20 protein-coding genes are annotated in these 18,705 nt (G+C 34.2%); 3 read left to right on the forward strand and 17 right to left on the reverse strand.

What is annotated here, in order from left to right:
• Positions 1-452: 452 nt before the first annotated feature.
• From Q9B79_RS06475 to Q9B79_RS06490, 4 genes are all read right to left on the reverse strand, one after another.
• Positions 453-602, reverse strand: coding sequence for a hypothetical protein (locus Q9B79_RS06475; RefSeq protein WP_306183074.1), 150 nt, complete (start codon positions 600-602; stop codon positions 453-455).
• Between the two features lie 9 nt (positions 603-611).
• Positions 612-794, reverse strand: a complete 183-nt coding sequence (locus Q9B79_RS06480; RefSeq protein WP_306183342.1) for a hypothetical protein — start codon at positions 792-794, stop codon at positions 612-614.
• A 181-nt stretch (positions 795-975) separates the two neighbouring features.
• Positions 976-2,319, reverse strand: a complete 1,344-nt coding sequence (locus Q9B79_RS06485) for a DEAD/DEAH box helicase (protein WP_306183075.1) — start codon at positions 2,317-2,319, stop codon at positions 976-978.
• A gap of 73 nt (positions 2,320-2,392) precedes the next feature.
• Positions 2,393-2,662, reverse strand: coding sequence for a hypothetical protein (locus tag Q9B79_RS06490; protein ID WP_306183076.1), 270 nt, complete (start codon positions 2,660-2,662; stop codon positions 2,393-2,395).
• Positions 2,663-2,692: 30 nt separating this feature from the next.
• Between Q9B79_RS06490 and Q9B79_RS06495 the strand changes: the two genes are divergently transcribed.
• Positions 2,693-3,484: a hypothetical protein gene (locus Q9B79_RS06495; protein ID WP_306183077.1), complete on the forward strand. Its 792-nt coding sequence runs from the start codon at positions 2,693-2,695 to the stop codon at positions 3,482-3,484.
• A 45-nt stretch (positions 3,485-3,529) separates the two neighbouring features.
• Here Q9B79_RS06495 and Q9B79_RS06500 read toward each other — a convergent pair whose 3' ends face one another.
• Together Q9B79_RS06500 and Q9B79_RS06505 are read right to left on the reverse strand one after the other, a co-directional pair.
• The gene (locus Q9B79_RS06500; protein ID WP_306183078.1) at positions 3,530-4,216 is read right to left on the reverse strand and encodes an MBL fold metallo-hydrolase; all 687 of its coding nucleotides are present in this window, start codon (positions 4,214-4,216) and stop codon (positions 3,530-3,532) included.
• Positions 4,217-4,345: 129 nt separating this feature from the next.
• Positions 4,346-4,606 (reverse strand): hypothetical protein, encoded by a 261-nt coding sequence (locus tag Q9B79_RS06505; RefSeq protein WP_000513513.1) that lies wholly within the window; start codon positions 4,604-4,606, stop codon positions 4,346-4,348.
• Between the two features lie 590 nt (positions 4,607-5,196).
• Here Q9B79_RS06505 and Q9B79_RS06510 point away from each other — a divergent pair.
• Positions 5,197-5,526 (forward strand): YkvA family protein, encoded by a 330-nt coding sequence (locus Q9B79_RS06510; protein ID WP_306183079.1) that lies wholly within the window; start codon positions 5,197-5,199, stop codon positions 5,524-5,526.
• Positions 5,527-5,618: 92 nt separating this feature from the next.
• On the opposite strand, the gene Q9B79_RS06515 is transcribed toward Q9B79_RS06510, so the two are convergent.
• The 11 genes from Q9B79_RS06515 to Q9B79_RS06565 all read right to left on the reverse strand — a co-directional run bounded on the left by Q9B79_RS06515 (position 5,619) and on the right by Q9B79_RS06565 (position 16,895).
• Positions 5,619-6,964, reverse strand: a protein-coding gene (locus tag Q9B79_RS06515; RefSeq protein WP_306183080.1) for an IS3 family transposase whose coding sequence is annotated in 2 segments (ribosomal slippage) — positions 5,619-6,523 and positions 6,523-6,964 — 1,347 coding nt in all. Because the reading frame shifts where the segments join, the coding sequence is not laid out codon by codon here.
• 273 nt (positions 6,965-7,237) lie between these two features.
• Complete coding sequence (locus Q9B79_RS06520) at positions 7,238-8,473, reverse strand: MFS transporter (protein ID WP_306183081.1); 1,236 nt, start codon at positions 8,471-8,473, stop codon at positions 7,238-7,240.
• A 138-nt stretch (positions 8,474-8,611) separates the two neighbouring features.
• Positions 8,612-9,082 (reverse strand): MarR family transcriptional regulator, encoded by a 471-nt coding sequence (locus Q9B79_RS06525; RefSeq protein ID WP_306183082.1) that lies wholly within the window; start codon positions 9,080-9,082, stop codon positions 8,612-8,614.
• 205 nt (positions 9,083-9,287) lie between these two features.
• Positions 9,288-10,289 carry a bifunctional threonine ammonia-lyase/L-serine ammonia-lyase TdcB gene (gene tdcB / locus Q9B79_RS06530; RefSeq protein ID WP_306183083.1) on the reverse strand — a complete coding sequence of 334 codons (1,002 nt, stop codon included), beginning with the start codon at positions 10,287-10,289 and terminating at the stop codon, positions 9,288-9,290.
• Positions 10,290-10,527: 238 nt separating this feature from the next.
• Complete coding sequence (locus Q9B79_RS06535; protein WP_306183084.1) at positions 10,528-12,111, reverse strand: aminotransferase class V-fold PLP-dependent enzyme; 1,584 nt, start codon at positions 12,109-12,111, stop codon at positions 10,528-10,530.
• 69 nt (positions 12,112-12,180) lie between these two features.
• The gene (gene plsY / locus Q9B79_RS06540) at positions 12,181-12,729 is read right to left on the reverse strand and encodes a glycerol-3-phosphate 1-O-acyltransferase PlsY (RefSeq protein WP_306183085.1); all 549 of its coding nucleotides are present in this window, start codon (positions 12,727-12,729) and stop codon (positions 12,181-12,183) included.
• A gap of 132 nt (positions 12,730-12,861) precedes the next feature.
• Positions 12,862-13,761 (reverse strand): BadF/BadG/BcrA/BcrD ATPase family protein, encoded by a 900-nt coding sequence (locus Q9B79_RS06545; RefSeq protein ID WP_306183086.1) that lies wholly within the window; start codon positions 13,759-13,761, stop codon positions 12,862-12,864.
• A gap of 18 nt (positions 13,762-13,779) precedes the next feature.
• Complete coding sequence (gene anmK, locus Q9B79_RS06550) at positions 13,780-14,928, reverse strand: anhydro-N-acetylmuramic acid kinase AnmK (protein WP_306183334.1); 1,149 nt, start codon at positions 14,926-14,928, stop codon at positions 13,780-13,782.
• 21 nt (positions 14,929-14,949) lie between these two features.
• A complete protein-coding gene (locus Q9B79_RS06555; protein WP_074568134.1) occupies positions 14,950-15,216 on the reverse strand; it encodes a hypothetical protein in 267 nt (88 codons plus the stop codon).
• Between the two features lie 78 nt (positions 15,217-15,294).
• Positions 15,295-16,578, reverse strand: a complete 1,284-nt coding sequence (locus Q9B79_RS06560; protein ID WP_306183087.1) for a PTS sugar transporter subunit IIC — start codon at positions 16,576-16,578, stop codon at positions 15,295-15,297.
• 11 nt (positions 16,579-16,589) lie between these two features.
• Positions 16,590-16,895, reverse strand: a complete 306-nt coding sequence (locus Q9B79_RS06565; RefSeq protein ID WP_098921281.1) for a PTS sugar transporter subunit IIB — start codon at positions 16,893-16,895, stop codon at positions 16,590-16,592.
• 227 nt (positions 16,896-17,122) lie between these two features.
• Here Q9B79_RS06565 and Q9B79_RS06570 point away from each other — a divergent pair, with 227 nt between their 5' ends.
• A complete protein-coding gene (locus tag Q9B79_RS06570; protein WP_306183088.1) occupies positions 17,123-18,682 on the forward strand; it encodes a glycoside hydrolase family 10-like protein in 1,560 nt (519 codons plus the stop codon).
• Positions 18,683-18,705: the final 23 nt, after the last annotated feature.

Genomic DNA, 18,705 nt, shown 5'->3' on the forward strand with positions numbered 1-18,705 from the left:
TGAACTCACTGGCAGACAACCAAAATCGTTGTCTGCTTTTTGTATGAGATTTTTCATTTTACATATACTACTTTTGAACCTGCATACCAATACGAGCCATTTTGGTGCTTGGGATTTCCCTTCCGGGGATAAGTATTTTTTACTTATCCCTTTTTTTGTATAGACACTTATATTTAGGGTAAAACTAATCACAAGCAGATTTTCTGTTTATGCGTAGTTCTAAACAAGATTACTTTTTCTCCTATTAAAGGACGGCAGGTACGACTGCTAGTCCTTTTTTCTTTTTTCTTTTTTCGTATACTACCCCTTCTGTTAACTTCACACTACATTACCTTCATCGTCATAGTAAGCAATTTCCCAATTAGGATGGCAGTGGTGCTTCTCGAGTTCCCCATCGAACAAAACTAACAAATTAGTATTCCAGTTTCCAACGATCGTACCCCCATACGAGTTTAATCCTTCATAAACTTCTCTTGTTCCATTTCAATAATTGCGGAATGTGTAATAAAAATATTCGTTCGCTTCAATACCTTTTCTTTCAACAAAAGTGTTCTGCCTAAATAGTAGACATAATAAGTCCCTTTCTCTTTTTGCTGCAGCATAACATTCCCCTACCATTTGAATATGTTACGAATTTCTTTCACTCCATCGTCCAATTCTTTGTTTCCAAAAGATGTTTTCGTATCGTTATACCAATTGATTTTTTCATACTCCGTATCATCATCAGGGGAGCTAGTACGAATTGCTTTCTCTCGATTTTTTCCGATTAAATATTGTTCATACGTAAGTTGCACTTGTTCTTGAATTGCGACATGGTAGTAATCCCCTTGCTCTACTGGTTTTGGATTATAAAATTTCCTTTATAACTTTTAAATACGGTGAATGAAATTTTTGTTTTTTCTTGCCATCATCCTTGTTGTATACAAACAAAAAAAGAGCCGCAATATTTTGCGACTCTTTTACAATTATAACTATTTAACGGCCACGTCTTTGCTGACCTTGTTTTGTACTACCTTTTTTATTACTTGGCTTGTTAAATGATCGGTTGTTATCATTTCTCGAACTATTTCTTGAGCCACCTTTTGAACCACTTCTTGAACCTTCGCGGCTATCTCTTTGACGATATTGATCTGATTTCTTTGGGGCCGGCGGCTTTGGTACCGGTTTTCCATTTTCATCTACACGTCTTATCTTCGGTTGTTCGATTATTTCTCTTTGCAATGGTGCACCAAGCGTTTTTTCAATTTCTTCTAAATGTTTTTCATCTTTCGCTGCAACAAACGTAATTGCAAGACCTGATCCACCTGCACGTCCTGTTCGGCCAATGCGGTGAATATAACTTTCTACATCTTCAGGGATATCAAAGTTAAATACGTGCGTTACACCATCTACATCAAGTCCACGAGCTGCTACATCAGTCGCGATTAAGTACTGAATTTTCGCTTCGCGGAAACTCTTCATAACTCTTTCACGTTTCGCTTGAGGTATATCGCCATGAAGTTCAGCACAATTATAACCTAGTCCTTTTAAATTATCATACAACTTACTTGCTCTAACCTTTGTACGACAGAAAATAACAGCTAAAAATGGCTGATCACGATCCATAACAAAACGAAGTGCATCTGGCTTTGCACGATCTGTCGTCTCAATGACACGCTGCTCAATTGTATTTACCGTTACTTCTTCACTTTGTATTTGAATCATTTGCGGCTCATCCATATAACGTTTCGCCAATTTTTTAATATCTTTTGGCATCGTTGCTGAGAATAACATCGTTTGTTTACTACCAGGTGTCTCATCTAAAATATCTTCAATATCATATAAGAAACCGAAATAAAGCATTTGATCCGCTTCATCTAGTACAATCGTTGAAAGATTACTTAAATCAATTGTTTCACGACGTATATGATCTAATAAGCGTCCTGGTGTCGCAACAACTATATGTGTATTTCCTTTTAATTTTCTCAATTGCTGTGCTACATCTTGCCCGCCATAAATCGCTAGTACATTAATATCTTCTCTTTGAACAAGCATTTTTTTTATTTCAGTCGTAATTTGCAGCGCTAGTTCCCTTGTTGGTGCAACAATTAAAGCCTGAACATCACTACACTCTGGATCGATTTTTTCTAAAATCGGTAACACGAATGCTAACGTTTTACCCGTACCTGTTTTTGCCTGCCCAATAATATCTTTACCAGACATAATAACAGGAATTGCCTGCTCTTGAATTGGTGTTGCTTCTGTAATTCCATTTTCACGTAATGTATGATTAAAAGTTTCACTAATTCCTAATTCTAAAAAGTTTTTCAAATAGACCACTTCTTTTCCTTATTTTTCACATTAGCTTTCATTGTACCATTTGTTTCGCCAAATATGAAAAATAAAAAAATTCTTATCTTCTTTTTTTATATTCATTATGTACTAGTTGGACAAATTCTATTTGTTTTTTCTCGGAATTTATTAATGTTTCCATGTTAGTCGTAGACAAAATAAACTTTTTAATTTTTCTATTACTCCAAATGAGTCTTGTATACTTTGTATCTTCATGTAGCCTTCGAAACCATTCAAATTCACTTAATTTTGCAATATGATGTTTTAATTTCATGTCATTTCGAGGGTAAAATGTAATTATAGCCATTATTACATCAAGCAGTAAACTCATCTTCTCTCCCTCCTATACATATATATTTCAATGTTAAGGAAACATAGTTACAAGGTGATAAAATTGACCAATACATTCATAAAAATTTTTTGCGTATTTTTCTTACTATATTTTCAATCCAACACAATTATAATGGCGAAATCTCAAACAGATGTGATAAGTGAATTTAAACAAGCTTTACTGAAAGATGATAAAAAATTAATGCAGTCATATGTAACTGCAGGGATTGAACTACCTACTTTCCAAACAAATAAACCTATTCATGAAATTAAAATCGTACCATCTCCAAAAAAAGATACCACAATTCTTATTTCTTATTCCAAAGACACATATGATGAATTTACTATCAGTTGCATTTTAGAAATAGTAACAAAGAATAATAAAATATCTCGAATTAATCAAATTTATGATGGAACGAATCCATTTATGAAAGAAGCTACTATCGTAAAAGAATATGAAATGAAGTGTAAGGAACATATACTTACTCCTACAAAATTCCCGTTCGAAATTCATGAATTTCAAGGGTACATTTATAACGATTACTTAAACCTCCAATACTACAATGAAGATAGTAATGGGATTTTAAAAATCACCGTTTCACCAGTTCAAAATAAATTAGGCTTCTATGTATATAGGGGAGCTAAGTTCTACAGCTTAAAAAATAATATAAAAGCATTATATAATCCTCATTTTGATTCAGCATATGAGCTTATCTTTCAGCAAAATGGTTTTCAATATACAATTGCAATTGGTAACAAACGCTATATACAAGGAAAATATAACGTAAAAGATTTAATTAAAATTGCAGAATCTATGAATTAAAAAAACCGATCTTTTCAATATGGGAAAGATCGGTTTTTTATTATTTTATAAAGTAAGCTTTCCTCCATGATAGCAATAATAGCCTGCTGCTTTAAGGTTTTTAATTTTCTTTAAAGATTCTTCCGCTTTTTCTATATCTAAACAAAAATTCGGATTAGCTATTACTAATTCACAATTTGCTTGAACGGCCGCATCCCCTGTAATTACACAGTTTGAATTCGGAAAATATAATGAAATATGCCCCGAAGTATGTCCTGGTGTTGCTACTATTTGACATTCATTATTCAAAATCATTTGGCCATCATGTACTTTTTCATCGACGGAAATATGTTTTATATTTTTCAACTGTTGTATAAACCATTTCCCAAATTCTTTTTCTTCATTTGGCATACGTTCTAACATTTCTTCTGCTTGAACTAATCTCTCTGATTTTCTATGACCATTAATGTAGCTGGATTCAATTTCACTAGCAATAATATTAACGTGAGGATATTTAACTTTGAAATCATATAAAGATCCTATATGATCGTCATCATAATGAGTAATAATTATATTTTTTAAGTTTCTCATCTCATACCCAAGTTTTAAAATTGCATCTTCAATTAAAGGTAAAAAATTTGTATATCCCGTATCGACTAATGTTAATTCATTATGTAATATAATTAAACTTGGATAAATACATTGTTGTTGCCCGTTAAATTCGAATTCAATTGGTAGTTCTCTTATTTTCATTTTTCTTCCCCCATACCACTTATTAAAATATTTAATAAAAACTAAATCATCTATATACATTTCGTTCAAATTCACGTTTAATGTGTACTTTCTATATAAAAAAGAAAAAGCATCCGTTATGAATGCTCCTTATCTGACCTGCTCAACTACATAAATCAGCTTAGGCCTATCCGAAACCTGATATGTATAGTCTTCATTTTTATGCATATATGTTTCTATCCTATTTATCACTTCAAACATTCTGTCTGAATTCGCACTGAAACGAGAGACTGAATCACATAAAACTATTGACCCTTTCTTGTAAAAATTTATAATTTCATAAATATCTCGTTCTAAACAAACTTCTCCTACTTGCAAATCCTCTTTCGCTTCATAGTTATAAATTCCCATTCTCATTTTCCCCTCAAATTGTATTTTTTCTTACAACATCCCCTTGTTACATAAATAATAACACGATAAAATTCTAAAACTCAAACTCATCGGCTTCATCTGAAAAAATAAAAAAGCCATCGCCGAAGCGACAACTTCTTAACACTTAACCGTCGTAATTCATCGATGAAAGCTTGTGTATCAGCTCTCATATCTCTATTGTTTTTACCTCTACATCAGAAAAATTCTCGGTTGGATTCACCAGTATTGTATGGCCTCCTGTAGTTTTCGCGGAATGCCCATTTCCCACAGTACCTTCTTGCTATTTCCCCTCTTAAATTCTACTTAATCGTATAAGCTATAGTCGCTTTTCATGTAAATTTAGTAACACCTTTATACGTATTATCACAAAACTTAATCTTCGTATTACATTACTTGGAACGAACATATACTATGTAACGGAACACTATGAATCGTTGCATAATCCAAATTATATTATTTTAAACAGGTAATTCCCTATTTTTGTGGAAATATACAATAAAATTGATTATACCCTCTCTTCTTTGTCTATCCTTTTAAAAAATCTATTTTTTTGTAAAAGGAGTTTTTATATGGAGAAACAGACACTTTGGAAAAAATTCAAGAAAAGCTCTGCAAACCTCGGTAAATCTAGCGTATATGAAAGTATTATTTTATATTACACTTTAAAAAAGTCAGGGTTACCAACTAAAGCTAAGCTCATTATAATAGCTGCTTTATCCTATTACGTGTGGGCAATTGATTTCATTCCAGATATAGCAGCAATTATCGGAATTGGGTTATTAGATGATGTTTTAGCGATCGCCGTAGCGCATAAATTTGTTATGAGACACGCAGATGCTAAAATTCGAAAAAAGAGTAAAATCAAAATGGAGTCATTATTTACTTCAGTACAGGCGTGATTTAAAAAAAGTAGTTATTTACATACCTTTTCTAGTTTCAACAAAAGCCACCCTTTATGAAGTGACCCCCGAAAGTTAGACAGGTCGTTTCATTAGGCAGCCTCTAGGGTATGAGCCCGGTATGGTGCCGGGCTCATACCCTTTAATTTTGCCTTAATTCTTTTATGATTATAGTATTCTATATACTTTGCTAATTCTTGTTTGAAATGTGTTATACTTTCAAATTCTTTTCGATACAGAAATTCCGATTTCATGATACCGAAGAAATTTTCAATAACGGCATTGTCATAACAGTTTCCTTTGCGAGACATACTTTGAGTTATGCCATAATTCTTAAGAGAATGCCGGTATTGTTTCATTTGATAGTGCCAACCTTGATCAGAGTGAATGAGGAGTTTATCCGGATCTGTTACACAATAAAGGGCTTGGTCCAACATTGTGGAAACAAGAGAGTAGGTCGGTCTTGAACCAATTGTATACGTGATAATTTCACCATTAAATAAATCTAACATTGGTGATAGGTATAACTTCTCCCCAAATAACTTAAACTCCGTAATATCTGTAACCCACTTCTCATTTGGTTTTTCAGATTGGAAGTTACGATTTAAAATATTCGGTGCAATTTTCCCAACTGTCCCTTTGTAAGAGCGATATTTTTTTATACGAACCAGGCATTTTAACCCTAATTCTTTCATAAGACGATACACCTTTTTGTGATTTACTTTGTGCCCACGATTCATAAGTTCATAGCGAATACGACGATAGCCATAACACCCATCATGTTCATCATAAATAGCTTGAATCAGTTCTTTTACCTCCGCATTTTGATCAGGACGATTGAACTGTTTTATCCAATAATAGTACGTACTACGTGGAATCTTGGCGAGTTGAAGTAACTCCTTGACAGGAAATTCATGCCTTAACTCATAGATTACTTGCGCTTTGTCTTGTTTTGTGATTTTCCCTTGTTTTGAACTAAGGCATTCAACTTTTTTAAATATGCATTTTCCATACGTAAACGCTCATTTTCTGCTTGTAAGGCTTCGATAGATCCTTCAACTACTGATTTTATTTTTTTATCTTTCATGGTTGGACGCCCCTTTTTCTTTGATTGTAGGGCATCCACTCCTCTTGTTTCATAGGCTATTTTCCATTTCCGAAGCGTTTCATAAGACGGAATATTGAAAAGTGCCGCTGTTTCTCTGATAGATGTCCCGTGTTCATTCATATAATAAAGTACATCTAGTTTATACTGGGCTGGGTAGAATGTATAGCACTTTTCAAAGGCCTTTTCACCTGAAGATTCATATCGTCTAATCCACTCACGAAGTACGCTAGGGGTAACTCCTATAGATTTAGCAATTGTTTTTCCACTTTCTGTACCATCTAAATATCGTTTCACTGCTTGAATTTTTTCTGTTGAAGAAAATTTAGCCATAAAAAATGCACCTCCAATTATTAGACTGTGTCTAACAATTGGGGTGCACTTCATTAATTCATGAGAACTCTATGTACCCCACCCTTCTTCCACTGCGCTTTTACAGGATAAACCCCATTAGAAACAAAAGAAATTCTTTTAACTCTCTAACTGTAGAGAATTAGGTTGTCAGCACTTGTTTTTAAGTGCTGACAACCTATAATTTTTTTCATATAACTATCTATTATGCAGTTGATTCCAGTAGAGGAATAAAAGCAATAATAGTACGATAGTTTATACAGTTACATGCGTCCCCCTATACAACACTGCTATTGCCAATACTATTAGAATCATTCCCATAAAAGCAGGTGCAGCATGACCAAGTGACACATAGATTGGTCCTCCAATAATCGGACCAATTATTCTTGCTAAAGCTTGAATAGATTGACTACCACCTTGAATCCTTCCTTGTTCACTAGAGTCGACAGACTTTGAAAGCATCCCGTTGAATGAAGGACCAAAAATTGAATCACCAAAACCAAACAGTAACATTCCAAGGATAAGTAGTGGATAGAGTGAAAACAAAGCTGATGCAGCAATAAAACTATAGCCTATAACCTCCGAAGCCATCCCAATAATTGCTATTTGTTTATCACTAAGCTTGATCAAAAGTTTTGGCATTATAAAAGCTTGTGAAATGATGTCTTGAAATCCCATAATTGAAAACATAAGTCCGATGAGTGCAGGTTTCCAGCTAAAAGTATCCATCGTAAATTGTGTAAAAATTGCTTGTAAAGATCCGTTAGGTATCCAAAGTAAAAACGCTGAGACGAGTAACCATTTTAAGCTTTTCATGGAAAGAATGTTTGCAAGCTGCGCAAAAGGATTTAATCTTACAAAAGTAATCTCTTTCAACCTATTATTTTCGTCAAGACTCTCAGGCATATATTTCATTCCATATAAAACATTTAATAAAGTTATAAGTGCTCCAAAATATAAAGGTACAGAATGACCAAACTTTGCAAGTAAGCCCCCAAGAGTTGGACCAATGATAGTTCCCGCACCTACAACTGCACTCACCCATCCAAAGTATTTCGTTCTCTGTTCTGGAGGAATGATGTCTGCAAAATATGCATAGATAGTGCTTATGCTACCGCCTGTTATACCTTCTATTATGCGTCCAGCAAATAGTACCCATAAAGCTCCCCCTATCCCGAAAACTAAGTATCCTATTACAGAGCCAAATAAACATATTAAAAGTAATGGACGACGACCATATTTATCGCTCAAAGCTCCGAGTACAGGAGCAGCCAAAAATACGCAGGCTGCATAAACTGAGGTTAGTAGTGTAACAACTAACGCTTGTTCTTCCGGATTACTTGTATATGGCTGCACTAAGAATGGGACTACAGGCATGATGATACTGAAACCTATACCACAGAGAAATACAGAAATAAGGCCGAATATTAAAGCATGTTTATCAATGTTTTTTTCAGTTTCGCTTTCATTTTGTGATCTAAAAATATACATTTAACTTCTCCTCTTAAATTTTGTTGCTTTGTCAACAAAATAATAACTCTTTTTTGTTGAATAGTCAACAAAAATACATTAATAAAAAAGCAGCCTATTCTCATTAAAGTAAGGCTACCATTTTATTATTAAAGTGTATTACGATTTAATATGTATACCTTGTTTCTTTATTTCCGTATCCAAATGCTTACTATATTTTTCCACAAAGCTAATTATACTGTCGAATTCTTCTTCAGTTACTTGCTCAAATACGGCTTTATCTCGCTCTTGAAACTCTTTGTGTAGATCTTCATGGATTTTATAAATTTCTTTCCCTTGTTCAGTAAGCCTAAAATAAATTTCTTTCTTATTTTCCGACTTTTGATAGCTCTCAATAAGGCCTTTTTGTATGAGCTTCTTAGTCATTCTACTTATAGCACCACGAGTCACATAAAAAGCCTCTGCAAGTTGTGTCACGTTAGAATCTGCATTGTTTTCAATATATTCAATGCAATGTACTTCAGAAGACTTAAAACCTTTAAGACCTTCTTCCATCTTATCTTTATTAAGCCAAACTAGCTTATTATATAATTCCCTGAAACCATTCATGACCTGTTCTTCCTTGTTCATGTTCTATCCTCCTAACAGCTCATTCATACGCTAAAACCATTATATTAAATTTATGTTTCCGTTTCGACAATATTGATATAATTATTTGAGGTATCTTTGAAAATAGACGATTAACATATGATAATTCACTATACAGTAGACAAAAAGTAAGAGCTAAGATTAGTTGTCTTAGCTCTTCTTCCATAAAATTTATGTTTTTTAAATACTATTTCACTTCATTAGCTACAAAAAATTGCTCACAAACACTTGAAATGCGCTGTAAGTCTACGTTCCCACCAGATATAACCGCGACTACCTTCTTCCCTTTAATATATGGATCTACTTTCCCTGCAAGTAGAGCAGCAGTAGCTAATGCGCCAGCCCCTTCTACAACAGCTTTACCACGTTGTAATAAGTCTTTCATCGCTACTTCTAATTCACCTTCTGATACTGTTACAATATCATCTACTAATTCTTTTACTACTTCAAAAGTTAAATCACCTGGTATTTTAACTGCGCAGCCATCTGCTATTGTTGGTGCCTCATAATGCTCTACAATTGTACCTTTGTCATAAGATGCCTTCATCCCATGAACATTGTCTGCTTGGACACCAATAATATTAATGGATGGATTAAAAGATTTTAATGCAACAGCAATACCAGAAATAATTCCACCTCCGCCAATTGGTACAATGACAGTATCAACATCCCACATATCATCAAGAATATCTAATCCTATTGTACCTTGACCAGCCATTACTTCTACATCGTCATATGGATGTAAGTATGTTTCACCTGTTTCCTTAATAATCTCTTCACATTTTGCCTTCGCGTCATCAAAAGTTTCACCATATAAAATCACTTCTGATCCATATCCTCTCGTTGCTTCAACTTTCGCCTGAGGTGCAGAAATTGGCATAACAATTTTACTCTTAATACGAAGTAAATGAGCTGATAAAGCAATTCCTTGTGCATGATTACCAGCGGAACAAGCAATTACTCCTCTCTCTTTTTCCTGATCTGTTAGCTGTGACATTTTATTAAATGCACCACGGAATTTAAAAGAACCCGTTAATTGCATATTTTCTAATTTCAAGTAAATTTCTCCACCTGTTTTACTCGTCAAATAAAATGATTTTACTAATGGCGTTTTACGAGCATTTCTGTCTAAAATATTTTGAGCTTTTTTAATATCGTCTATATGTAACGGTAGTTTTTTAGTTATCATACTAACACCTCTTCCAATGATCTATTCCTAAGTTTTCGTATGTAGCAACTCCTTTATACGAAACCATCTATATTAAGAAAAAGTCTTTATCCCGCGTTAACGGACAGTAAAACTCCCACCTCAAAATTCAGTTGGAGCAAAGAAGTTAGGTGGGAGTCGGGCTGTCCGTAAACGTCCGATTGGTGAGGGCTGATAATCAGTGGGGGATGAACAAAACCCCACTGATTAAAGTTTCACTTTATATATGTACCTCACTCTGTATTACACACAGTTGTAAACAATTCAACATTCTTTTCATATCACGTTCTTTGTAATGATTCAGGCATGCAATTTGGATCCAGTTATTGTTTTGTAAATAAGCTGATTCATAATGGACGACATATCCTTGTAACGCTAACGCATCACCTATCGATTTAGAAGAAAGACCTTTATTTAATTGAATGGTAAGTATAATTGGCGCAGCATGTTCTTTAGGTGAAACAAGTTTTAAACCTATAGTAGTAATAGCTTGTTCAATATATGCATACGTCTTTTTTATTTTTTCAAATACTCCTTCATCTTCAAATCTCTTCAACGCTTCTTGCAATGCATAAACTAAATTCCATGAATGTGAATATGGAATACTTTCATTTTCTTCGTACATGCCAATGTCCATATAGGCCGGTAATGTCTCGTTTACTTTCACATTATGATTATGAAAAACGAAAGATAATCCAGTAAACGATTTAATTGCCTTTCCGCTCACGCCGCTCGCAAAATATACACTCTTTAAATCTATTGGTATTGCTCCAATTGAGCTAATGCAATCTACACATAGTTTCACTTCATACTTTTCACATAATGCATTTAACTCGTCTAAATCATTTAACATTCCAGTAGATGTTTCATGGTGAACAAACCAAAGCCATTCATAATTTCCAGTTTCCATTACTTGTTCTAATTCGGTATAAATAAACGGTTCTCCCATTTCTTTTTTATACGTATCAAAATGTAATTGCGCGCGCGCTGCGTGTCCAACTAATCTATTGCCAAATTCCCCATTTGTTAATACTAGTCCTTTTCCTTTTAAAAAGCGTAATTGTAAAGCAATAGCATCATTCGCTAACGTCCCTGTTCCTAACATAATTTGCACACGTTTCGCTTTTGTCATTTGCAGTAAACGTTTTTTCACATTTTCCATCGTCACTTGAAATGACTTAGAACGATGCGAAATAGGCTTTGCAGAAAATGCTTTTTGAACATTGTCTTCAATATCTACTGGACCAGGTAAAAACGTATATTCTTTCGTCATAATACCCCCAACACTCGATGCTTCAAACATAGCAGGAGTAACATACATTGGCTGAAATGCTGCTTCTTCTGTACCAACTAACGTATGGAAAGACTTGAATCCCATTTGTTCATATAAAGGTAGTTCACGTGTTGTCGCAGAAATGAGTGCCAATTCATATCCATTTAGAAGCAAATAACGATGTAAAAACCGAATTAACCCTAACAATGCTCTTCCATTTCTATATTCCCGTTCTACTGAAAGTAAACGAATTTCATATGCATTTTCTCCATGCTCTTGCAAATAAAAATCTAAATTTGAAATTTTATAATCTAACGAGAATGGTCGTTTTCCTCGCAATGCAACCATACCTACTAACTTACCTTCATCTAAACAAATTAAATATGTATTTTCATCATGAAACCGATCTATACGAACACGCTCTTTCGTTTCTTCATGTTGCGGAATTTCTTCTACAAATGTTTTATAATTCAATTTATGTATACGTTCAAATTCCCAATCTTGATCAGCAACTTTATAAATTAACCCCATGCCTTCTCTCCTTTATGTATTTAATAAAAATTATAAGTGGAGATTTACTCCACTTATTAAAAGTTCGTTTCATTCTCGATTTACATATAAAATAAGCACAATGATAAGAGCACTTAAAATAGTCGTAATAATAGAATAAGAATACAAAATCATGCAAACTGGTAAACAAGCGATTGTAATTAACCCTGGCTTAGTAAACCCTTTAAAGATTAAATAAAATATAATGAAAACCGCAATAAGGGTAAGCGCTATCAAATAGTCAAATGCAATTAATCCTCCAATAAACGTTGATATACCCTTTCCACCCTTGCATTTAAATATAATTGGATAAATATGTCCAAGTAAAACAGCTAGTAAAGCTAACATTACAAATGTAGAATCTCCAAAAAGGTATTTTGCAATAGAAACTACAATCGCCCCTTTTATTGCATCACCTAAAAATGTAGCGATGAAATATCCTTTTCCATATACACGCCCCATATTTCTTGCGCCGGGATTCCCACTTCCTTCATCTCGAATATCAACGTTATATCTCCATTTCGTTACTATATAAGCGGTCAATATGTTTCCAAATAAATAAGAAGCGACCAAATACAAAAACTGCATACTATTAATCATATAATCATTCACTTTCTACATGGAAGTACTTATACAATATTCATAAACTATGTATATTGTACTTTTTTATCCACTTCCCTTTATACATTTTAACATCATATATTTACAAATCATACAAAAATTCTCATGCAGCTATTTATTTAAATATAAATTCTTCATTAAATAATATGTTCCTTTCACTGCTGGTTCGGATTGTGATACAAATGTAACTTTTCCTATACTTTTCTCACAACATTTCTTAAATTCAGCATATATTTCTGGAACGAAACGCATTATGCTGCCACTTACTGCAATTGAAGTTGATACATCAAACTTCATTTTATTGTAAATATTCACTGTAATTCTCGTTAATTCCTTAGCAGCTTGCAAGATAATTTCACGTGCATCATCATTCCCATTTCTCGCTTCCTCAATAATTAATGGAGCAATTGCTGCAACTTTATCTTTTGAAGAACTATAAACCAGTCTTTTTATATGAGACGATGTCAAAAGTTGAAACTCATCTTGAAGCCTTAAGCTTAATGGGCAAAGTGCAACTCCTTGATCAAATTGATTCGCCATTCTTTTTAAACCTTGTAATGCAATCCAATATCCGCTTCCTTCATCTCCTAAAATATGTCCCCATCCACCACTATACTCGTACACTTCTCCTTTCTTTCCAAGACAAATTGCACCTGTGCCGCCAATTGTTAAAATTCCATCTTTCCCTTTTAAAACAGCTGCATGTGCAATCATCGCATCATTAAAAACTTCAATTGGTGTTCCGTACTTCTTCTTTAGACGTAATGTTAATTCATTCGTATTTACTCCACTTACACCCGCTAATCCTAAACAAATACAAACACAATGCCCATTTAATACACCTTTCTGGCATTGATCAATCACCTCCATAATATGCACAAGAGCTTCTTCAAAATCTATTAATATATTTCCAAAACCACTTGTAGCTCTTACAAGTTCATTTCCGTCTTTATCAAATGCAATTGCTTCTGTCTTTGTTCCCCCGCCGTCTACTCCAATCATATATTTCATCTATTCGCCTCATTCATTTCAAATTGGAGGGAATGTTATATTCCCTAAAACTACAGATTCCTTTGCACCTGTTGCGCTCGGCACATTACTCGGATTACGATGATATGTTTCATTTGCTAAAATGGCAAAGGCGATTGCTTCCTTCGCTTCTGAAGAATAGCCTATATCTTCTTGAAGGAATAATGCACATTTTTCTTCTTTCAATCCATGCCGTATCATTTCTACAAGTGTATCATTATAACTTCCGCCACCACCTAGAATTACCTCATCGATTTCATAATACGGCAGAATAAACTCCTTATAATGATAAACAATTGAACTTGCTGTAAACCTTGTGACAGTCGTCAATATATTTTCTTTACTATGCTTTTCAAACCGCTTCAATAACTCACTGACAAATTCTTCTCCAAACTGTTCTCTACCAGTTGATTTCGGTGGATTCATTTTCAAAAATGAATGATTCATACAATATGTCAAAACCTCTTCTACAACTACTCCCTGTTTTGCAATGTTACCATTTTGATCATATGGCAACTGAAATAACCTTTGACATACTTCATCCATTACCATATTCCCTGGACCTGTATCAAAAGCTATAACGCATTGATCACTTATATGACCTGGTATTATGGTAACATTACCAATCCCGCCGATATTTTGTAGTAGTCTACTTTTAGTTGGATGACGATATAAAATAATCTCTGAATATGGTACAAGTGGTGCACCTTGTCCCCCAGCTGCCATATCCATCGTTCGAAAATTAGAAATAACCGTTATATTCGTTTCATACGCTATAACTGCTGGTTCTCCAATTTGCAATGTAGAAGGAATCATACTTCCATCTTGCTGTGGCTGATGATAAATCGTTTGTCCGTGAGAACCAATTAAATCTAATTGTCCCAAAGGAAAATTGGCCTCTTTACAAACTTCCTTTACAGCGTTGGCAAAGCATAAACCGAGTTTGAAATTTAAGCTGCATATAAGTTGTACATTTGAATTTTCTATTGATAATGCCTGCTGGATCTCATTTTTTATATCATTACTAAATGGCACAGTAGTAAAATGGATGAGTTCAACTTTAGAACCTACACCGCTTCCCTCAATGTGAATGAGCGCTACATCTATTCCGTCTAACGAAGTACCAGACATTACCCCTGCAACATACATAACATGCATGACCTCCCCTTACTAAAAAACAATCATGTAAGTTACAAACGTACAACCGATTGAAAATATTATAAATCTAAAAAATAACTGAGCTTTTGATGCAAACGATCCATCAATAAAAGAAACAACTATTGTAAGCAAGATACTTGCCGCAATACTTGTAACGAGCCATATACTATGCATTTGTGATAGATGTAGCATTCTTAATAAAGGTACAAAAAGAAAATTTGCACATATCACTCCAAATAGTAATAAAAATACACCTTTATAACTAAATTTTATATTCATTCCAATTCATCCTCTCTGAACTTCATGTAAAAGAAGTGATAGACAGAATGCCTATCACTCATAAATAGAGTATGAAGCCTACGAATTAACAGATTCTCCGTCTCCATTCTTTTCAATTTCAAGCATATTTTTGTCGTACATTTTAAAGAATGGTAAATAAATAAGAAATGATATTGCTATATTTATTAATACTAATACAACTGCACGCCAATCTCCTCCTGTAGCTAAATATGCACCAATTGGAGCTGGCAAGGTCCACGGTGGCATAATATGCGTTGGCGTTACAAATCCCATTGCAGTTGCAGAATAAGCTATAGTAGCTGTTACTAATGGTGTAATAACAAATGGAATAATTAAGATTGGATTCAGGACAATTGGTAAACCGAATATAACCGGTTCATTAATATTAAAAATGCCGGGCACAATACAAGTTCTCGATAGTGCTTTCGAATATTTTGACCGGCCAAATACAATCATAGCTAACACAAGTCCTAACGTTGCTCCCGAGCCACCAATCCAAATAAACCATTGATAAAACGGCTCTGGTGCAATGAATGGAAAATGACTTGCCCCACTTGCTACAGCTTCACCGTTCTTCCCTAAATACACATCCCAAAGCGGCCTTGCGACAGTACCTACAACAGATACACCGTGTATCCCGAAAGACCAGAAAAATGTAATTAAAAATACAGGGATGATAACACCAAAGTAACTATCACCAGCTTTAACTAACGGCGCTGCTAATTTATCCACAACGTAATGTACATCTACTTTAAAAACGACAGTAATAAGACTCATCATAATAATAACGAAAGCCGCAGGTATAAGTGCTTCAAACGAACGTGCTACCGATGGTGGTACTTGTTCCGGCATTTTAATCGTTACATTTTTCTTCTTACAAAATCTTAATATTTCCACTGATAAAATAGAAACAATCATCGTCACGAATAATCCATGGCCTCCAAGATTTGTCATCGGAAGCATAAACCCTTTTTTATCAATTAATTCAGGTGTTAATGTTAGTAGTAATGAACATACTGCAAGCTGTGCTCCTGATAAAGCATCTAGCTTATAACTTTTCGCTAAATTGTATCCTATTCCAAACGCTATATATAAAGACATAATAAACATCGTTAAACGATATGGTATTAATATACTCGTTTGATTTTTTAATGCCCAAACAGATATGAAACTATCTTTCGGTAACGGTGGAAATGCTACGATTAAAAAGAAACTTCCTACAATAATAAATGGTAATGCAGAAATAACTCCATCACGGATTGCTTGTAAATGCCTCTGTTCAGAAAGCCTTGCCATCGGTCCAGATAAATTTTTATCAAGAAACGTGACAAATTTATTCATAACGCTTCCCCCTAACGAATTAAATCATTTACAGTTTTTAACAAAGTCGGTCCACCAAGCGGCGTGTATGCTTGCGGTGGTATAATACCGCACGGGATAGATTCCTCTTCTGCAAATTTTTTAACAGAATCAAATCGATGTCTGACTTGAGGTGCAACCATTACAACATCCCAGCCATTCTTTACTTCTTCCTCTACCTCATTTGTTCCAATCGCATGGACTTCCATGTTTACACCCTTTTTCTCCGCCTCTTTTTTTAAAGCGTTTACAACAATTGCACTGGACATTCCTCCAGAACAAACGAACAATACTTTCATTTATTAATCCTCCTATACTTATAATTTATTCCCCTTCAAATGAAAGGAAGTTTCACTTTACTAACAAGCATATGAAGTAATGAAACGATTTAGTTATAATGAAAGTAAATTTCATTAAAAATATTTTTCCTATTAAATTAATATTTCAATATTTGTTTTTCTCAATTGTAAGTACAACCTCACCTCGGATATCATATTAGTTAACCATATAATAGGGAGGCGTATAAATGATCATGAAACGTTTATTAATGACGTGTTGTATCGTCATCTTTTTTATTCCTTTCTCTCTCATTTCTCCTCACTCTACTTATGCTGAAGTAAATACTACGTACAAAAAACATGAATTACGTGCTGTATGGATTGCATCTGTTCTTAATATTGATTGGCCCTCAAAAACTGGCTTGACAATTAAAAATCAAAAACAAGAGTTTATTAGATTATTAGACGATGTAAAAAACACTGGTATGAATGCGGTCGTTGTACAAATAAAACCAACCGCTGATGCTTTTTACCCTTCCAATTACGGTCCTTGGTCTGAATACATTACAGGTACACAAGGAAAAGATCCTGGTTATGATCCACTCGCATTTATGGTTGAAGAAGCTCATAAGAGAAATATAGAATTCCACGCATGGATTAATCCATACCGAATAACGATGAATCACACTGATATAAATCGATTATCAAATAATCACCCTGCAAAACAGCATCCGGATTGGGTTGTACCTTATGAAGGAAAGTTATATTACAACCCTGGCATTCCAGAAGTAAAAAAATTTATAACTGAAGGTGCTTTAGAAATTGTACAAAATTACGATGTTGATGCGTTGCATATGGATGATTATTTTTATCCATATAAAGTAGCGGGCGAACAATTCCCTGATCAAAAAACGTACGAAACATATAATAACGGTAGATTTACAAATATAGAGGATTGGCGACGTGACAATGTAAATGAACTTGTAAGAGATTTAAATACTGCTATAAAACAAGAAAAGTCATACGTAAAGTTTGGCATAAGCCCGTTCGGCGTATGGCGAAATATAGCTGACGATCCAACTGGATCTAACACAACTGCAGGTCAAAGAAACTATGATGATCTTTATGCTGATACACGTGAATGGATACAAAAAGGTTATATCGATTACATTACACCGCAAATATATTGGAATATAGGTTTCACACCAGCTGCATATGACATATTAGTAGACTGGTGGGTAAAAGAAACAAATAATAAACCGATTCACCTATATATTGGTCAGGCGGCCTATAAAATTAATAATAACTCTGTCCCCGCTTGGTCTGATCCGGAAGAATATCCAAGACAAATTGCATTAAACCGGCTATTTCCTGAAATAAAAGGTAGTATGCATTTTAGCTTAAAAGATATTAATAATAACCCACTTGGAGTTAAAGATAGACTCGCAAAAGACGTATATAAACATCCTGCATTAATCCCGCCTATGCCTTGGCTTGATCATGAACCACCAAAACAACCGACTTTAAAAGGAGCCATTCCAAGAGATGAAGGTATTGCTGTAGGTATCATTGATGATAGAGAGAATGACTCTGCTTATTACGCTATTTATCGTGTGAATGGAAAAAATGAAGTGGATACACAAAACCCCAAAAATTTACTTACTACTGTAAGAAAAACAAAACTTGGAGAAATTTATGTAGATAAAACAGCTATTTCTGGAGAAACGTATACGTATGTAGTAACTGCAGTTGATCGATTGCATAATGAAAGTGTTGCATCTAGTAAATCTACTATTCAAGCAAAATAAAAGTAAGAGCTCGCATTTTTTGA

The organism is Bacillus sp. MHSD_36, assembly GCF_030757775.1.
Taxonomy (GTDB): Bacteria; Bacillota; Bacilli; order Bacillales; family Bacillaceae_G; genus Bacillus_A.